This is a genomic window from Treponema socranskii subsp. socranskii VPI DR56BR1116 = ATCC 35536, from assembly GCF_000468115.1.
Classification (GTDB): domain Bacteria; phylum Spirochaetota; class Spirochaetia; order Treponematales; family Treponemataceae; genus Treponema_D; species Treponema_D socranskii.
The window spans coordinates 39,005-54,851 of record NZ_AVQI01000056.1 but is presented as its reverse complement, the minus strand read 5'-3'; the positions used below and the strand labels follow the sequence as shown (position 1 = coordinate 54,851).

Below are 15,847 nucleotides of genomic sequence, written 5' to 3'. Positions count from 1 at the left end.
ATCGGCGCTTTCCGTGCACAGGATAACGATCTTTACGCGCCCCTCGTTCCGGCCGCTCCTTTCGAATCCTGATTGTACATGCGCTTTATCTGCTCGTCGGTCAAATCGATATCGTACATATCTTTAAAATACGACTTCACTTCTTTTTCGATGTCGATATCGCCGAAGAGTTCGGGGTAGACTTTTTTTGCGATCCAGTACAGCGTTACCGGCGTGTCCGCACTCGGCGTATAGCTGCGGTACGTTCCGAGCGGCATTTTGTACACCGTACGGTTTTGCACCGCTTTAATCGGCGACCAATCGTAATTTGCCGTCCTGTTATTGTACAGATCGTCGGCCGTCTGAGATGTAAAATTGGTTATTAAAATGATATCGGGATTCCACTTGTAGATCTGTTCCATATTGATGACGGCGCTGCTGTTTTCAGCTCCGACTTCTTCCGCGACGTTTTTCGCGCCGACGGCATCGCACCAAAACTGTCCGAAAAAACGCTTGCCGCTCGTAACGATGGTCTTTTCATTGCACATAACCAAAAACATCACTTTTTTGCGGTCGCTTTCGGAAAGGGAGGAAACGCGGGATTGAATCGTATCGTAAACTTTGCGGCTGTATGCGCTTACCGCGTCTTTTTTATCGTTTTCCGGGAAAACCTGACTGAGCAGGTCTATCCAGCCGTCATAGGTATCGAGGATATTGTAATCCCACTTGTTCACGCTGACGGCAAGGACAGACAGTCCCGCCTTTTTGATCGCCTCTTTTTGCTGTAAGCGGTGAGCCGTCGTAAATACGACGTCGGGTTTGAGCGCGAACACTTCTTCGACGTTCAGCGTATCGTTTGCAAAAAAATGCGAATCGATATGCAAATACGACGGGAAAAGTTCTCCGAGCAGTCCCGCTTTTGCAGCTCCGATCGATGCGGGCGGAATACCGACGAGGCGGTCGGGGCTTCCCAAAAATACCGTGATGACCGACGGCAGCGGCCACACATCGGCGACGACGACACGTTTGACGTTCGCCGGGATATCGACCCTTTCGTCATCGTGATCGATAACGGTGCGCGTCGCCTCTTCTTTTGCCGTCCCCTGTTTCGAGCAGGAAAGCGCGATTACCGAAAGCGCCAAGCACGCAAAAACCGTTCCGATACGGACAATATTCTTTTTCATAATTCCTCCAAAAAAACTTTTGCAGAAAGGTACAACTTTCGAAAAATTTTTTAATCATGCGCGAAGACGCACACGTTCCTTCAATTTTATTAACACACTCACACCAAATACAGCGGGACGACGTCCTTGTATATTGCGTTTTGATATTCGAATTCGTTGATGCACACTTGTACGCCGAAAGCCTTTTTCATCGAATCTTCGGTGATGACTTTTTCGACCGCGCCGCTCGTGCTCTCGCCGTCCTTGTTCAGGATGAGCGCTTTGTCGGCGATCTTCATCGCGTGAGCGGGATAGTGCGTGCTGACGACGGCCGAAATACGCCGTTCTTTTGCAAGACGATAGATCGTATTTAGAATTATCAATTGATTTTTAAAATCCAAATTCGATTCGGGCTCGTCGAATACGAGCATTTCGGGTTCTACCGCAAGAGAACGCGCGATGAGCACCATCTGCAGTTCCCCGCCACTCATTTCGGTACAGAGCTTATCGCGGAGGGATGCGATACCCGTGTCTTCCATTGCGCAAAGGGCAATGCGCTTGTCTTTTTCATCAGGTTGTTCGAAAGTGCCGAGGTGAGCGCTTCTGCCGAGCAGCACCATGTCGAAGGCGGTAAAACCGAACGCGATCCCCTTTGCCTGCGGAACGTATGCGACGCGCCGCCACAGATCTCTTTGATGCCGGCTTTCAAGAACTCTGCCATCGATAAGAGTTTCGCCCTCATCCCATTTTAATAATCCCGTCATACATTTGAGCAGCGTCGTTTTGCCGGCGCCGTTCGGACCGAGTACGCACAACACTTCTCCGCTTTCGACGGAAAACGAAATGCGATCGAGTACGCGCTCGGTGCCGTAAGCGAAACATCCGTCCCGTACGCAAAAAGTCATGTCCACGCCCCTCCCGTCTTTCGTAAAAGCGCGATAAAAAACGGTGCACCGATAACCGCCGTCAAAATCGAAATCGGAATTTCGGCTGCACTCGCGCTTCTTGCAAAGGTGTCTATAATGATGACGAAGACCGCCCCCAAACTGATGCTGACGGGGATGACGGTGCGGTTGTCGCTGCCCGTGAGCATACGCGACATGTGCGGAACGAGCAAGCCCACCCAGCCGACGGAACCGCACATCGACACGGCGGACGCAGTGATAAGAGATGAGGCGACGATGACGAGGAAACGCATCCTGCGGATGTTCATACCCATCGATCTCGCTTCGTCTTCGTTCAGCGACAAAATATTGAGCCGCCAGCGGAGCGCAAAGATGATGAGCGTTCCCGCAGCGATAAACGGAAGCCCGAGCAAAAGCGTTTTACAGCTCGCACCCGACATACTGCCCATAAGCCAATACGTGATCGACGGCAAAATATCCTGCGGATCGGCGGCGTATTTGACGAGGGACACAAAGGCTTGAAAGAGAGCCGAGACGACCATGCCCGAAAGCACGATCATGACGACCGAACTGCGTCCGCGGAATCGTCCTGCCGAATAGGTGGCGGCACAGGCGGCAAGTCCGAATACAAGAGCCGAAAGCTGTACGACGATCAAATTGCTTCGGAAAAGGAGCGCCGATACCGCACCGAACGATGCGCCGCTCGCCACCCCGAGCGTATCGGGCGTTGCAAGCGGATTCGTAAACAAACTTTGGAAAGCGGCACCGGCGCAGCTCAAACCCGCTCCGACAAAAGCCGCCAAAATGATGCGCGGCAAGCGGACGCTGAATATGACGGAGCGTTCCACCGCAGTGATCTCAGCCTTCGTTATGCCGGAAAAGAGGATGCGCACCGTATCGAAAAGGCCAAGCGCATAGCGTCCGAATCCGAGACAGATGAGGGCGGTAAAAAACGGCAGCACGGCGAGAGCGGCAAAGATGATCTTGCGCTGTCCGGCAGTACAATTCATAGTTATGTTTTCCTTTTACATTATAATTAATAATTTTCCCTCGAAGATCATCGCGCGCAGTTTTCTCAATTAGCAGAAGGTAACGATATTCTTTTCCGCCGATCCTGTCAAGACGATGATTACCCTTGTATCTTTTACCTGTATAGGTTTTTTAAATTAGGACGGAAAATTATGATGCGACATACGCTGTTTTTGATTATCGCGGCGGTGAGCCTTGGCGCTTATCCGACAGCCGCAGAAGAGCTGCAAAAAAAATCCGCGCCGCTGTACGGTATAACGCTCGATGCGCTTTCATCCTCTTCAATCGATGCCGTTACGGATGCCGTACGGGCGCTTCCCGTAAAACCCGCCGCGCGCGTCGTCATCGATGCCGATATAAAGCCGGCTGATTTTATTCCGCTGCTTTCCCGCCTGCACGAAGTCGCGTACATCATGTTGTGTCCCTGCGATTCCGAAGATATGAAACGCTATAAAACCGTCAAAGCGTATACCGCGCGTTTTGTCGACTGCGCTTTGCACCTCGCTCCGTATGTCGATATTTGGGAAGTCGGCAACGAAATCAACGGTGAAGGATGGCTCGGCGGTACGAACGCATTGAATGCGCAAAAAGTCTACGCGGCGTGGGCATATTTGCACTCGAGCGGATATAAGACGGCGCTTACGGCATATATGTTCAAGCCGGGCGATCAAAGCATGACGATGGAAGCGTGGCTTGCAAAGTACATTCCCGCGGATATGAAAGCCGCGCTCGATTACGTGCTTGTCAGCTATTACGACGAAGACAACGACGGCGAACACGAAGACTGGAACACCGTATTCGAAAACCTGTACCGGCTTTTCCCCAATTCGCTGCTCGCCTTCGGCGAATGCGGCTTTGCGTCTGCGCACAAGGCGGGAAACGATTTTAACAAACAAGCCGATGCGTATTACCTCATGACCCCGTATAACGACCGCTATGTCGGCGGATACTTTTGGTGGTGCTGGCAGGAAGACTGCGTTCCGCATCAAAACAATCCGCGCTGGCAAAAGATGTACGACAATTTTTATCGGATGAAAGAGCTGTATTAAACATCGCAAACCTTTCTTTTTATATTACGGAAGTATAAAATCTTCCGACCGTTTCGCGTGCTGCTTTTGATCGGTGACAAGGTAATTTACAAAATCCGCCGTTCATACTACTATGCTCCTATGATCGGAATCGTCGATTACAACGCAGGCAATATCAAAAGCGTCGAGCACGCCCTCGAATCGCTGGGCTTTCCGTTTACGGTTTCCAAGCGTCCGAGCGGACTCGCGCACTGCAGCCGCCTCATCGTTCCGGGAGTAGGAGAAGCCGCTTATGCGATGGAACAGCTTTCGCGTACGGGCTTCGATTCGTTTTTAAAAGATTGGAGCGGTGCGCACAAACCCATTCTCGGCATCTGTCTCGGCTCGCAGATCATTTTCGATTACTCCGAAGAAGGGGATACCGTCTGTCTCGGTCTCGTCAAAGGGAAAATTATTAAATTTTCATCGCTGTGGCAAGCCTCGCACGACGAAGCGCCGCGCCTCAAAGTGCCGCACATGGGATGGAACGATTTGATGTACGCGAACGGTGCGTCTCCCCTCTTTGCCGGTGTCGATGAGCATTCCGATTTTTACTTCGTGCACTCCTATGTCATGCAGCCCGAGGATGCTTTCGTCGTCAAAGCTTACACGAACTACGGAGGCATCGTTCCGGCAGTCATCGAAAGCGGCAGCGTCGCGGCTTTTCAATTTCATCCTGAAAAGTCGGGCGCGAACGGTCTTAAACTCCTTGCAAATTACTGCCGCGGAGAAGCGGTATGCTGAAAAAACGGATTATCGTCTGCCTCGACGTCAAAGACGGGCGTACGACAAAGGGCATCAAATTTCAAAACAACCGCGATATCGGAGACCCCGTTGCGATGGCTGCCGAATACTGGCGGCAAGGCGTAGACGAACTCGTCTTTTACGATATCATGGCGTCGGCAAACGGGAGAGGCCCCATACTCGACCTCGTCGCACGCGTCGCGCACCAAGTGTTTATTCCCTTTTGCGTCGGAGGCGGCATCGCAACGATCGACGACATACGCTCGACCATTCTTGCCGGAGCGGAAAAAGTGAGCCTCAATTCGCAAGCGGTAAAAAATCCCGACCTTATCAGGGATGGCGCCCGCGTTTTCGGAAATCAATGTATCGTCCTCGGCATGGACGCTTCGCGCGATGAAGCGATGCCGAGCGGCTACCGCGTATTCATCAACGGCGGAAGGACGAAAACGGATTTGGATGCAAAAGAGTGGGCGCAAAAAGCGGTTTCGCTCGGAGCGGGCGAAATCGTTTTAAACGCGATCGATACCGACGGTGTGCAAAACGGTTACGAACTTTCGCTCACGCGCATGATTTCCGAAAGCGTTTCCGTTCCGGTTATCGCTTCGGGAGGAGCGGGATGCGTGCAGCACATCGCCGATGCGTTTACGGAAGGAAAAGCAGACGCGGCGCTCATCGCAACGATGGTGCATTCGGGAAACTATACGATCGCCCGCATCAAACGGGAACTAGACGCGCAGCATATTCCGGTGAGGTTGTAATGGATTATCATCAACGCTATGACGATAAGGGAACTTTTTACAGCGAAATGAAGCTGCATTTTTGTCAATGCAATATGCTTTCGAATCTCAATTTTTCAGAACTGCTGCGGCTCACGACCGATACGGCGATCGAAGATTATTACGAGCGCGGCATTTCGTTTACGTTTCTCGCCGAACGAAATTATGCGATTCTCCTTTCGCGCATCGCCTTTCGTTTTCATAAAATGCCGAAAGCAAACGACATCGTCACAATCGCCACGTGGGAAGAAAAACCCGAAGCGCTGCAGCTCATGAGAGCGTACGAAATAAAAGACCGAGACGGCACGCCCCTCGTAAGCGGTTCGAGTTCGTGGTTCGTTGTCGATTACGCATCGCACCGCATCATACGCACGAAGGATTTTACCCTGCGTCCCGAACCGGTGCGAAAAGAAGAACACGACTGCATGGCGCCGGGAAAAATCGCGATCCCCGAAAACCTCGTCGAATGCGCGAGCCGTCCCATCTGCTGGTCGGACATAGACGCAAACGGACACATGAACAATTCCCGTTACGGTGCATTCGCGATCGACTGTTTACCGGAAGAGTACCAGCGTAAAAACTTTACCGATTTCCGCATAAATTATTCGCACGAAGCGAAAAAAGGCGACACGATAACGATGTTTGCAGCCTTTGATGATGAGGCGAAAAAGATAACCGTTGTCGGAAAACAAAAAAACGCGACGTGCTTTGAAAGCGAACTGTATTATTAAAAAATCGGCGGACAGCGTAAACATACTATCCGCCGCGGCAAGCGTATTCAGGGGATTAATCCGGCAAAATTAAAGATTACCAAAAAGATAAATGCCACAATACCACCGAGAGCATTTGTAGTTGTAAAATATTTCAATCCCTGTTTTGTATCAAACCCGTACAAAGACGTAAATATCCAAAAACCGCTATTATTAATGTGCCAGCCGACCATTGATCCCGCACCGATAGCAAGAGCTGAAGTAACCGGACTTATATTCAATACGGAAATCATACCGGCCATGATACCGGCAGCAGTCATGGAGGCTGTCGTCATAGAGCCGCATACGATCATCAATATTGCGGCAAGAAGAAAAGGAACAAGAATTGCAGGAAAGCTGGTTGATCCGATTATATTTCCGATTGTCTTAATCGCTTCATTTTCACGCAAGATACCGCCCATCGCTCCCCCCATAGCTGTAATAAGCAGTGCACTAATAGCAATATAGATGGCTCTTCCTATCCAATTATTCATCACAATCTCAAACCAGCTGCTTTTATCCGATACCGTATAACCGATTCCATCAGCATTTGCTTTCGCAATAACTTTTTGCTTTCTTCCGAATACGAGCAAACCCACACAGATAATACCACAAAATAATGCAAGAACCGTATTGCCAAATGTATTGAAAAAAATATATGCACTGGAATCTTTTACAGCATTCAGCTTACCGATAGAACCGATTGCAATCATAAACGCAGGTAAAAGCAACGGTAAAAATGCTGTCAGTGCGTTAGGAGTATTATCCTCTTTAATGATCAGTTGCTCAACCGAGGATGTATCTGGAACAGATTCTATTCCTTCCGTATACACTGGAAGAGGCTCGATATATTCACCTTTCGCATAAATAGGACACAATACCAGATAACAAATGGCAAACGATATACAGGAACATACCAGCCCCCACAGGATTACTGTACCGATGTCCGCCCCGAGCAAGACAGAAACCGCCAAAATTCCGGGAGTCGGGGGAACAAGCCCGTGTGTCAGCGTAAGCCCTAAATTAACGAAAGGAGCCATTTGTGCCATACTCATATTTTTGCGTTTTGCAAGAACGGCAGAAATCGGTGCATTTAAAATAATAGCAATATCACCGAATACGGGAATACTCATAATGAATCCGGTAAGGGACGGCGCAAGCTCAAGATGTTTACCCCGAAACAAACGGATAAAGAAATTTACGATACTTGTCGCGGCACCGGTATCACTGATACCTGCGGCAATAATTGCACCAAAGATAATCATAATACCGATAGCACCAAGCGTGGAGCCGAAATAATTTGTAATGGAACTGAATGTATTTACCAGCCCTTTACCAGAAACAAGTCCGCAGAAAGTAGCGGTAATAAACAGGACCATAATAGGATGCATCTTTAATCTGAGTGTTAAAAAAGTCAGAATAACAACTGCGACAGCAAGCATAATAATAAAGGCAATCGGTGTCATATAAATCCTCCATAAAAATTTATTATCTGCGTTCATCGAACGCTTTTATTCTCTATTTGTCATCTTAAACAGCAGGCTTTTTCGGCGGCTGCTCGTGTACTACGATATGCATTCTCAATAATCCATTGCGGAGTTTTTTGCCAATATTCCGGACGAAAAGTTTCGATTGATATCATGCCGTTATAACCGAGCGCTTTCAACGTTTTTAAAAAACCGTCTATATCAACAACACCCTGCCCGCAAAAACACCGTTTATCTTGACCTCTCTCTTGAACAGGCACATTATCGCCGCTGACAAGATGTACCGCAAAAATTTTCTCAGGTTGTACATTGTACAATGCTGAAAAATCGTTTAATCCGCCATTTAAATAAATATTATAAGAATCAAAAACGAACCCGACATTATGTTTATCGACAGCGCGAATAATCATATCGGCCTGCTCAATCGAACGGACACTAGAACGTTCAAATCCGACGAGTTCAAAACATAAATTCATATCATACGGTTCCGCATATTCAGATAATTTTTTTAAAATATTTACACAGGCATTATATGTATTTTGCCAATTTCCTTTATATGGTCCGCCTTTTGGATCTCGCTGGAGTGGCGGTACAACGATAAAATAATGAGATCCGATTGTTTTGCCGATCTCCAAACCGAGTCTAAATTCATCCATAAGTAATTGTTGTCTACTCGGCTCATCTTGAGGACTCAGAAATTCAGGATAAATATACAGAGCGTTGAATGCGTGAGGTTTTATATGACTTGATTTGAAAAATGACTTGAGCTCATGATTCGAATGGTTCTCAAGATATTTCCGCAACATATCCAGCCGGATTTCAATATAATCGAAACCGACTTTTTCGCAATATATTAAATCTTCTTCCAATGTAGAACAGCCGAGCCCACATGCTTCATTGTACGAAAGTTTCATACACTATCCTTACTTTGCTCTCAGCGGAAACGTAATAACTGTATTTAATTTTGAAGAGCGATAAATTGCCTCAAACAATTCTACCGTACGTCTACCGTCTCTACAGTCGACAAGAGGTTTGGTATTATTTCGAACGGCAGATAAAAAATCCTTTATCTGTTCCCGATGATAATAATACATGGAATCAATACTGTTAAAAAAATCACAATCGTCTTTTTTCCACGAATCCAACAACTCTGCCTCACCGCGTACCGTCCACATATCGTTGACCGGCGGTTCAGTAATCGTGGACATACCTGCAATAAACATCGCTCCGCCGTCAGTCTGTACGCCAACGGCACTGCCATTTTCTCCAAATATATGTACTTTTCCATATAAGGCAGGATTCTGACTGTTACTTACGATTATATTGCCAAGCCCCCCGTTTTTAAATTTAATAACAGCAACGGCTGTATCTTCTACTTCTATATACGGATGGTTAAAATTCTTCCATACGCCGTATAATTCATCAACTTCGCCCATGTACCACAAAAGCAAATCAAGCTGATGCGGTGCCTGATTGACAAGAACTCCACCACCTTCGCCTTTCCATGTACCGCGCCACGAATCCGATTCATAATATGCCTTATCTCGCCAACCGAGCATCGTTACTATACCGACTATCGGCTTTCCAATTTTTCCCTCTTTTATCGCTTTATGAATACGCATACACGGCCTATAAAAACGGCGCTGTACCATCGTTCCTGCTTGTACTTTGTTTCTGTCTATCGCAGCGATAATCGCATCACAGTCTGCAAGACTGGATGCAAGAGGCTTTTCTATCAAAATATTTACACCACAGTCGGCGGCCTCTACTGCGGGCGTTGCATGCATAGGATGCGGTGTACATATGCTCACAACATCGAGATGTTCGGTTCGGCACATTTGTGCCACATCGGTATATGCTTTCACATGATATTTTTCAGCAAATAAATCTGCACGTTCTTTACTTGCATCACAGACAGCTGTAAACTGGCTTTCTGCAAGATCTCTATATGCTTTTGCATGAAAATCGCCAACCTTACCGCAACCGATAATACCTGTTTTAAGTTTTTCGAACATATACGGCCCTCTATAAAATATCAGTACCTCACCGGATCCTGTCATAGTATATACCCCTAAGAATATTTTTGTCAAGAAAAAAATATTCCTTGCATAAAAATTTTTTTCATGATATACTGAAGCCGGTAAGAACGGATATGAAGAAAAGCAACAGTACCCTTGTCAGTGTCATGTACGATATCAAAAGCGCTTATGCGTCATTCAGCGGTAAAGAAAAAATCATTGCCGACTTTCTCTTAAAATGGGGAGGTAAGTCGGCAGAATCGAGTATTACGGAGCTTGCAAAAAAGATCGGCACAAGCGAAGCGACGCTCGTGCGTTTTGTAAAAAAGATAGGATATTCGGGTTATCAGCACTTTCGGCTTGCGCTTGCAAAAGAGAGCGTTACCGCAAATATGCAGATATTTGAAATCCCCGTCGCAGCAAACGACGATATTGCCGACAGTGTGTTCGCACACACGATCCGCACGCTTGAAGCGAGCCGTAAACTTCTCAACAAAAAAGCCGTAGCGCAAGCGGCATCCGCTTTGACAAACGCGCGGCAAGTGCTGCTGTTCGGCTTGGGCGGATCAAACGTCAACGCACAGGATGCGTTCCATAAATTGCTGCGTACGGGTCTTACCTGCCGAACGGCTGCAGACTTTCACATGCAGCTCATGCTCGCTTCTCAATCGAACGGCAACGATGCCGCTCTCGTATTCAGCCACTTGGGCAACAATTACGATACTATTTCCATAGCGAACGAATTACGGCACACGAAATGCAAGGTTATCGCACTTACAAGCTATGACAATTCTCCGCTTGCGAAGCTTGCGGATATCGTACTGCAGGTAAGTCCCGTACACAGTTCCCTCGTATCCGAATCGTTTTCGGGGGGAATCGCGGCAGCGGTTTTAATAAACGTTTTGTATGTGGAAGTAATGAATAATTTAAAAGATTCCGGATTAAAGAGTCTTAATAAAATGCGCAGCACAATAGCACGGAGGAAAGTATGAAAGCATCTATCGGTGTCATCGGACTTGCCGTCATGGGTGAAAATCTCGTATTGAATATGGAACGCAACGGCTTTACCGTTGCCGTCTTCAACAGAACGCCCGAACGGGTTGACGTCTTCGCAAGGGGTCGGGCAAAAGGAAAACGCATTATCCCTACGCACAGCTTGGAGGATTTTATCGCATCTCTTGAAAGGCCGCGAAAAGTCCTCATGATGATAAAAGCGGGAGAGCCCGTCGACGCAATGATCCGATCGCTCATTCCCCTTATGGAAAAAGGCGACATCATCATCGACGCGGGCAATTCGTATTTCGAAGACACCGAACGCCGCGAAAAAGAAGCGGAAGCAAAAGGGCTGCTCTATATCGGTACGGGCGTCTCAGGCGGCGAAGAAGGCGCCCTCAACGGGCCGTCGATTATGCCGGGCGGAAACGAAGCGGCATGGCCGGAAGTAAAAGCGCTCTTTCAGAGTATTGCGGCAAAAGCCGAAGACGGCGTACCGTGCTGCGCTTGGATCGGCAAAGGAGGGGCAGGACATTTTGTTAAAATGGTGCACAACGGCATCGAATACGGCGATATGCAGCTTATTTCCGAAGTATACGATATCATGCGGAAATACGGCGGCATGCAAGCCCCCGAAATAAGCAAAGTCTTTACCGATTGGAATAAAGGAGATCTCTGCTCGTATTTAATAGAGATTACGGGAAAGCTTTTGACATACAAAGACAAAGACTCAAGCTTCCTCGTCGACAATATCCTCGATACGGCGGGACAAAAAGGCACCGGCAAGTGGACGGATATTACCGCCCTCAACGAAAGCGTACCGCTTACGCTCATCACCGAATCGGTGTTCGCCCGTTGTCTGAGCGCGGAAAAAGACGCGCGCATAAAATGCGAAAAACTGTTTCCCCCCAAAAAAATTCACGCTCCGACTGAAGAAGAAAAAAGCGATATGCTTACATCGCTGCACGACGCATTGTACGCAGCAAAGATAATTTCATATGCGCAAGGCTTCGAGCTCATCCAAAAAACAGGAGCGCATTACGACTGGAATCTCGACCTCGGAAACATCGCAATGCTGTGGCGAGGCGGGTGCATTATCCGTTCGGTGTTTTTGGATAAAATCAAAAATGCTTATGCCCGAAACGGCAATCTGCAAAACCTCATCATGGATCCGTATTTCAGCACAATCTTAAACGATTCGCACGAAGCTCTGAGAAAGGTAGTCGCGCTTGCGGCGATAAACGGCATCCCCGTTCCTTCTCTTTCGGCTGCTCTTTCGTGGTTCGACGGTATCCGCTGCAATAATTTACCGGCAAATCTGCTGCAGGCGCAGCGCGATTATTTCGGTGCGCATACCTATGAACGCACAGACAGCGAACGCGGTAATTTCTTTCACACGGATTGGACGGGGCACGGAGGTGCCACGGCGTCAACGACGTATTCCGTATGAAACTGCTCATCCTCGAATCGAGTACGACATCCGCTAAAGCGATGCTCTACGACACGGAAAACGCAATGGGGCGTATCGCGACAAAGCCCTACGGTTTTGTCCAGGACTCAAACGGCACGCATGACGGAGAGGCTGTATTTGTAAAAACCGTGCAGGCAGCAAAAGAAATCGCAGGTGGCGTACAAGCCGACATCATCCTGCAAAGCACGACGTGGCACAGCCTTGCACTCACATCTCTTGACGGCGCTCTTTTGTCTCCCATCGAATTATGGTCGTATACGGGTGCGGGCGAACTGTGTAAAAGACTTCGCGAAAGCGGATTTGAAAAAGCGTATTACCGAAAAACCGGCTGCCTTGTCAATTCTACGTATCCGTATTTTAAGCTCATGCATAAAAAAGAAAACGGAACGCTTTTATCGCATGTGAAAATCGGCGGACAGGGCGAATACAATACATACCGTCTAACAGGCGCATGGGTTACGACGCTTGCCATGGCGTCGGGAACGGGACTGGTCAACATCGATTCGCGCACATACGATGCCGAGCTGCTCTCCTCGCTCGCTATCGATGAATCGGTTTTGCCGAAAATCGTCGGTACGGAAAAAACGTTTCCGCTTTCAAAAGAAGGCGCGCTGTTACTCGGACAAAAAATAGGGACACCCGTAGTTCCCGCATACCCCGACGGAGCACTCAATCAAATCGGAGCGGGTGCGCTTAAAGAAGGCATTATGACTTTTTCCGTCGGCACGAGCGCGGCCATCCGCATGACGACAAACCGTCCGCTTCTTCCCGAAGCGCCAAGTTTGTGGAGCTATTTTACGCTTTCATCTCATTTACTTGGAGCTGCGGTGAGCGGCGCATGTAATTGCCAAGACTGGTGCAAAAAAACGTTTTTTCCGAATGATGCGCATTATGCCGACATCGAAAAAGAATTGTCGCATGCAAACGATACGCCCGTATTTTTGCCGTTTTTATTCGGCGAACGATGTCCGGGCTGGAATGAAAAGCGGCGCGGCGGATTTTTATCCGTCAAACCCGAACACACTGTCTACAATCTCTATCAATCGGTATTGGAAGGCGTACTGTTCAGCGTCTACCACTGTTATGAAATCCTTGCCGATACGGCAGGTTATCCGAAATTAATAAAATTGTCCGGAGGAATTTTGCATTCGGAATTTTGGATGCAGATATGCGCCTCCCTTTTCGACGTTCCGATGACGATCGACGAATCCAACCAAAGCTCCGTTATGGGCTGCGCCGTTATCGGCTTATACTTGCTCGGAAAAATCGGTTCGCCTCTATCCTTTGAGCCGGAGGTGCGGCGAAGGATAGAGCCAGATCCGGCATTGCGCGACATATACCGAAAAAAATACCGCGCTTATAGGGAGTGCTACCGAAATCATTAAGTCGAAATTGCGCCGAGTAAAAATCGAAATCGCATCTTGCCCTATGCCGGACTGTAGCGAGCGCGGCTCGTATCGGTTTCAAACACGTCGACGGCGGACAAAAAGGCGGTAGTTTTTCCGTCTATATACGACAGATCGACACCCGCGTGCCGCACTTCGGCGATGAGCGCATCGTAGATATATTTTGCAATGCGTTCCGCACTCGGATTTTGCAAAAAGACAGCGTTATCGTTTAAGTTCGTATGATCGAGCTCTGCGCATACGGCTCGAAGAGATGCTTTCAATTTTCCAAAATCGATGAGCATTCCGCCGCTTCCGAGTGCCGTACCTTGTACGTGAGCGAACACCGTATAATTGTGGCCGTGCAGGCTTTCGCACTTTCCGTTATAATCTCGGAGAAAATGCGCTGCCGAAAAATTCGCTTCGACGCGTACTTCAAACATAACGGTAAGTATAGCATAAAATCCCTCAAAGGACAAAGAGCCATTTGCACTTTATACGTTTTTCTGTTAATGTCTATCGATTATGAATTCTAAAAGTACAATAGTCGGTCCTCACGTATATCCCGAAGGATGCGTATTTTCATCCCTCGCCGACATAAAAAACAAACATATCACCGTTATGGGACTCGGCTTAAACGGAGGCGGAGAAGCGGCCGTCAGATTTTTTTTAAAGTATGGAGCATACGTCGTTGCGACCGATATGAAAACCGCCCGTGAATTGAAACCGACCGTCGACTCGCTCAACAACGATGCCTCGCTCAATCGGACACGGCTCACCTATCGGCTCGGAGAACACCGTCTCGACGATTTCCGCTTTGCGGACTGCGTTATTAAAAATCCCGGAGTAAAATACGAAGGCAATGCCTATCTCGCTTGTGCAAAAGCGATAGAAACCGATATGAGCATCTTTCTCGCGTTTACGAAAGCGCCGATCATCGCGGTGACGGGCAGTAAAGGAAAATCTTCGACTGCAAGCGCGATCTATTTCGGCCTTTCGCAGGCGGGTCTCATGGCTTTCCTCGGCGGGAACATCACCGTAAGTCCGCTTTCGTTTTTGGAAAAGACGAATGAAACGACGCCTGTCGTACTCGAACTTTCGAGCTGGCAGCTCGCGGACCTGCGCGGAAGAAAATTATTAAAACCGCGCATTTCGCTCATCACGAAGATCGTACCCGACCATCAAAATTGGTACGGCGATATGGCATCCTACGTCGCCGACAAGCGCCTCATCTACGCCGATCAGGAAAAAAACAACTGTTCGATTTTCGATGCGGACGCCGACGATAAAGAAACACCCGAACCCGAAGCGGGGCTTTCGTGGGGTGATTTTTTTGCGCGCGAATCGAAGGCGACGGTTTTTCGCTACAGCGTGAGAGCGCTTCCTGCAGGCGTATACGGCGCATGGCAGGATACGGACACCGACGGAAAATTTTTGGGAAGAGCCCGGCTTCCGGGAAACGATATGCCTGTAACGCTGCTCCGTTCGGTATCCGTTCCGGGACGCCACATGAGGGCAAACGTTTTAAACGCGGCGCTTGTTATGGCGCTGTCAGGGATCGGAGCGCAAAACATTTCAAATATTTTAAGCCGATGGAAAGGCATACCGCACCGCTTGCAGTATTTCCACGTATGGAAACAAAAGAATATGCGCTTTCACTTTTACAACGATTCGTGCGCGACCGTTCCCGAAGCGACCGCAGCCGCCGTCAGGTCGTTTAAAGCACCCGTAATTTTGATCGCGGGCGGAACCGATAAAGGATTGGGACAAAACGCGCTTTCCGAAGCGCTTTCACACGATGCGCAAAAACGGGTAAAAGCGCTGTACTTGCTTTCGGGAACGGCGACCGACAAATTGACGGAATTGCTGCGTGCCTCACGCATTCCGTTTTACGGCCCCTACGATTCCCTCGGCGAATTGCTCGGTGCGCTCAAAGCGAACGAATGCGCCGACGATGAGCGGGAAGCAAACGAAGTTGTCCTTTTTTCTCCGGGTGCGACATCGTTCGGCATGTTTACGAACGAATTCGAACGCGGCTCTAAATTCATGGAAGAAGTAAAACGCATATTCCCGTAAATCGA

Annotated in this window: 15 protein-coding genes; 8 read left to right on the top strand and 7 right to left on the bottom strand. The window is 48.5% G+C overall.

Annotated elements, in window-relative coordinates; all coding sequences use genetic code 11:
* Window positions 1-32 precede the first annotated feature (32 nt).
* The 3 genes from HMPREF0860_RS07480 to HMPREF0860_RS07470 all read right to left on the bottom strand — a co-directional run bounded on the left by HMPREF0860_RS07480 (window position 33) and on the right by HMPREF0860_RS07470 (window position 3,057).
* Window positions 33-1,163 (bottom strand): ABC transporter substrate-binding protein, encoded by a 1,131-nt coding sequence (locus HMPREF0860_RS07480; RefSeq protein ID WP_021330998.1) that lies wholly within the window; start codon window positions 1,161-1,163, stop codon window positions 33-35.
* A 98-nt stretch (window positions 1,164-1,261) separates the two neighbouring features.
* A complete protein-coding gene (locus tag HMPREF0860_RS07475) occupies window positions 1,262-2,047 on the bottom strand; it encodes an ABC transporter ATP-binding protein (RefSeq protein ID WP_021330965.1) in 786 nt (261 codons plus the stop codon).
* Window positions 2,044-3,057 (bottom strand): FecCD family ABC transporter permease, encoded by a 1,014-nt coding sequence (locus HMPREF0860_RS07470; protein ID WP_021330966.1) that lies wholly within the window; start codon window positions 3,055-3,057, stop codon window positions 2,044-2,046. The genes HMPREF0860_RS07475 and HMPREF0860_RS07470 overlap by 4 nt, the downstream gene beginning before the upstream one ends.
* 171 nt (window positions 3,058-3,228) lie before the next feature.
* Between HMPREF0860_RS07470 and HMPREF0860_RS07465 the strand changes: the two genes are divergently transcribed.
* The 4 genes from HMPREF0860_RS07465 (at window position 3,229) to HMPREF0860_RS07450 (ending at window position 6,394) form a co-directional block, all read left to right on the top strand.
* Window positions 3,229-4,125: a glycoside hydrolase family 113 protein gene (locus tag HMPREF0860_RS07465; protein ID WP_038082334.1), complete on the top strand. Its 897-nt coding sequence runs from the start codon at window positions 3,229-3,231 to the stop codon at window positions 4,123-4,125.
* A gap of 120 nt (window positions 4,126-4,245) precedes the next feature.
* A complete protein-coding gene (gene hisH / locus HMPREF0860_RS07460; protein ID WP_021330968.1) occupies window positions 4,246-4,887 on the top strand; it encodes an imidazole glycerol phosphate synthase subunit HisH in 642 nt (213 codons plus the stop codon).
* The gene (hisF, locus tag HMPREF0860_RS07455) at window positions 4,881-5,645 is read left to right on the top strand and encodes an imidazole glycerol phosphate synthase subunit HisF (RefSeq protein WP_021330977.1); all 765 of its coding nucleotides are present in this window, start codon (window positions 4,881-4,883) and stop codon (window positions 5,643-5,645) included. Before hisH ends, hisF begins: the two co-directional genes overlap by 7 nt.
* Window positions 5,645-6,394, top strand: a complete 750-nt coding sequence (locus HMPREF0860_RS07450; RefSeq protein WP_021331015.1) for an acyl-[acyl-carrier-protein] thioesterase — start codon at window positions 5,645-5,647, stop codon at window positions 6,392-6,394. Before hisF ends, HMPREF0860_RS07450 begins: the two co-directional genes overlap by 1 nt.
* Window positions 6,395-6,441: 47 nt before the next feature.
* Here HMPREF0860_RS07450 and HMPREF0860_RS07445 read toward each other — a convergent pair whose 3' ends face one another.
* Genes HMPREF0860_RS07445 through HMPREF0860_RS07435 form a run of 3 tightly spaced genes read right to left on the bottom strand, consistent with a single transcriptional unit; the run spans window position 6,442 to window position 9,959 of the window.
* Window positions 6,442-7,914 carry a GntP family permease gene (locus tag HMPREF0860_RS07445; RefSeq protein WP_081670788.1) on the bottom strand — a complete coding sequence of 491 codons (1,473 nt, stop codon included), beginning with the start codon at window positions 7,912-7,914 and terminating at the stop codon, window positions 6,442-6,444.
* 23 nt (window positions 7,915-7,937) lie between these two features.
* Window positions 7,938-8,813 (bottom strand): sugar phosphate isomerase/epimerase family protein, encoded by an 876-nt coding sequence (locus HMPREF0860_RS07440; protein ID WP_021331039.1) that lies wholly within the window; start codon window positions 8,811-8,813, stop codon window positions 7,938-7,940.
* 9 nt (window positions 8,814-8,822) lie between these two features.
* The gene (locus HMPREF0860_RS07435) at window positions 8,823-9,959 is read right to left on the bottom strand and encodes a Gfo/Idh/MocA family protein (protein WP_021331038.1); all 1,137 of its coding nucleotides are present in this window, start codon (window positions 9,957-9,959) and stop codon (window positions 8,823-8,825) included.
* A 92-nt stretch (window positions 9,960-10,051) separates the two neighbouring features.
* Here HMPREF0860_RS07435 and HMPREF0860_RS07430 point away from each other — a divergent pair, with 92 nt between their 5' ends.
* From HMPREF0860_RS07430 to HMPREF0860_RS07420, 3 genes are read left to right on the top strand one after another with little or no spacing between them, the layout of a single operon-like run.
* Window positions 10,052-10,909: a MurR/RpiR family transcriptional regulator gene (locus tag HMPREF0860_RS07430; protein ID WP_038081526.1), complete on the top strand. Its 858-nt coding sequence runs from the start codon at window positions 10,052-10,054 to the stop codon at window positions 10,907-10,909.
* A complete protein-coding gene (gene gnd / locus HMPREF0860_RS07425) occupies window positions 10,906-12,360 on the top strand; it encodes a decarboxylating NADP(+)-dependent phosphogluconate dehydrogenase (RefSeq protein ID WP_021330994.1) in 1,455 nt (484 codons plus the stop codon). The genes HMPREF0860_RS07430 and gnd overlap by 4 nt, the downstream gene beginning before the upstream one ends.
* Entirely contained in the window at window positions 12,357-13,766 is a 1,410-nt protein-coding gene (locus HMPREF0860_RS07420; RefSeq protein ID WP_021331028.1) for a gluconokinase, read from the top strand. Before gnd ends, HMPREF0860_RS07420 begins: the two co-directional genes overlap by 4 nt.
* A gap of 41 nt (window positions 13,767-13,807) precedes the next feature.
* Here the strand turns inward: HMPREF0860_RS07420 and queD are convergent, their stop codons facing one another.
* The gene (queD, locus tag HMPREF0860_RS07415) at window positions 13,808-14,209 is read right to left on the bottom strand and encodes a 6-carboxytetrahydropterin synthase QueD (RefSeq protein ID WP_021495648.1); all 402 of its coding nucleotides are present in this window, start codon (window positions 14,207-14,209) and stop codon (window positions 13,808-13,810) included.
* An 82-nt stretch (window positions 14,210-14,291) separates the two neighbouring features.
* On the opposite strand from queD, the gene murD reads away from it, so the two are divergent.
* Window positions 14,292-15,842: a UDP-N-acetylmuramoyl-L-alanine--D-glutamate ligase gene (gene murD / locus HMPREF0860_RS07410; RefSeq protein ID WP_021330971.1), complete on the top strand. Its 1,551-nt coding sequence runs from the start codon at window positions 14,292-14,294 to the stop codon at window positions 15,840-15,842.
* Window positions 15,843-15,847 lie beyond the last annotated feature (5 nt).

Bases quoted from the DNA above. Each gene is read 5' to 3' on its own strand.
- HMPREF0860_RS07470 (WP_021330966.1), bottom strand. From the start codon at position 3,057: ATGAATTGTACTGCCGGACAGCGCAAGATCATCTTTGCCGCTCTCGCC.
- hisH (WP_021330968.1), top strand. From the start codon at position 4,246: ATGATCGGAATCGTCGATTACAACGCAGGCAATATCAAAAGCGTCGAG.
- HMPREF0860_RS07450 (WP_021331015.1), top strand. From the start codon at position 5,645: ATGGATTATCATCAACGCTATGACGATAAGGGAACTTTTTACAGCGAA.
- queD (WP_021495648.1), bottom strand. From the start codon at position 14,209: ATGTTTGAAGTACGCGTCGAAGCGAATTTTTCGGCAGCGCATTTTCTC.
- HMPREF0860_RS07465 (WP_038082334.1), top strand. From the start codon at position 3,229: ATGATGCGACATACGCTGTTTTTGATTATCGCGGCGGTGAGCCTTGGC.
- HMPREF0860_RS07445 (WP_081670788.1), bottom strand. From the start codon at position 7,914: ATGAACGCAGATAATAAATTTTTATGGAGGATTTATATGACACCGATT.
- HMPREF0860_RS07420 (WP_021331028.1), top strand. From the start codon at position 12,357: ATGAAACTGCTCATCCTCGAATCGAGTACGACATCCGCTAAAGCGATG.
- hisF (WP_021330977.1), top strand. From the start codon at position 4,881: ATGCTGAAAAAACGGATTATCGTCTGCCTCGACGTCAAAGACGGGCGT.
- HMPREF0860_RS07475 (WP_021330965.1), bottom strand. From the start codon at position 2,047: ATGACTTTTTGCGTACGGGACGGATGTTTCGCTTACGGCACCGAGCGC.
- gnd (WP_021330994.1), top strand. From the start codon at position 10,906: ATGAAAGCATCTATCGGTGTCATCGGACTTGCCGTCATGGGTGAAAAT.
- HMPREF0860_RS07440 (WP_021331039.1), bottom strand. From the start codon at position 8,813: ATGAAACTTTCGTACAATGAAGCATGTGGGCTCGGCTGTTCTACATTG.
- HMPREF0860_RS07480 (WP_021330998.1), bottom strand. From the start codon at position 1,163: ATGAAAAAGAATATTGTCCGTATCGGAACGGTTTTTGCGTGCTTGGCG.
- HMPREF0860_RS07435 (WP_021331038.1), bottom strand. From the start codon at position 9,959: ATGACAGGATCCGGTGAGGTACTGATATTTTATAGAGGGCCGTATATG.
- HMPREF0860_RS07430 (WP_038081526.1), top strand. From the start codon at position 10,052: ATGAAGAAAAGCAACAGTACCCTTGTCAGTGTCATGTACGATATCAAA.
- murD (WP_021330971.1), top strand. From the start codon at position 14,292: ATGAATTCTAAAAGTACAATAGTCGGTCCTCACGTATATCCCGAAGGA.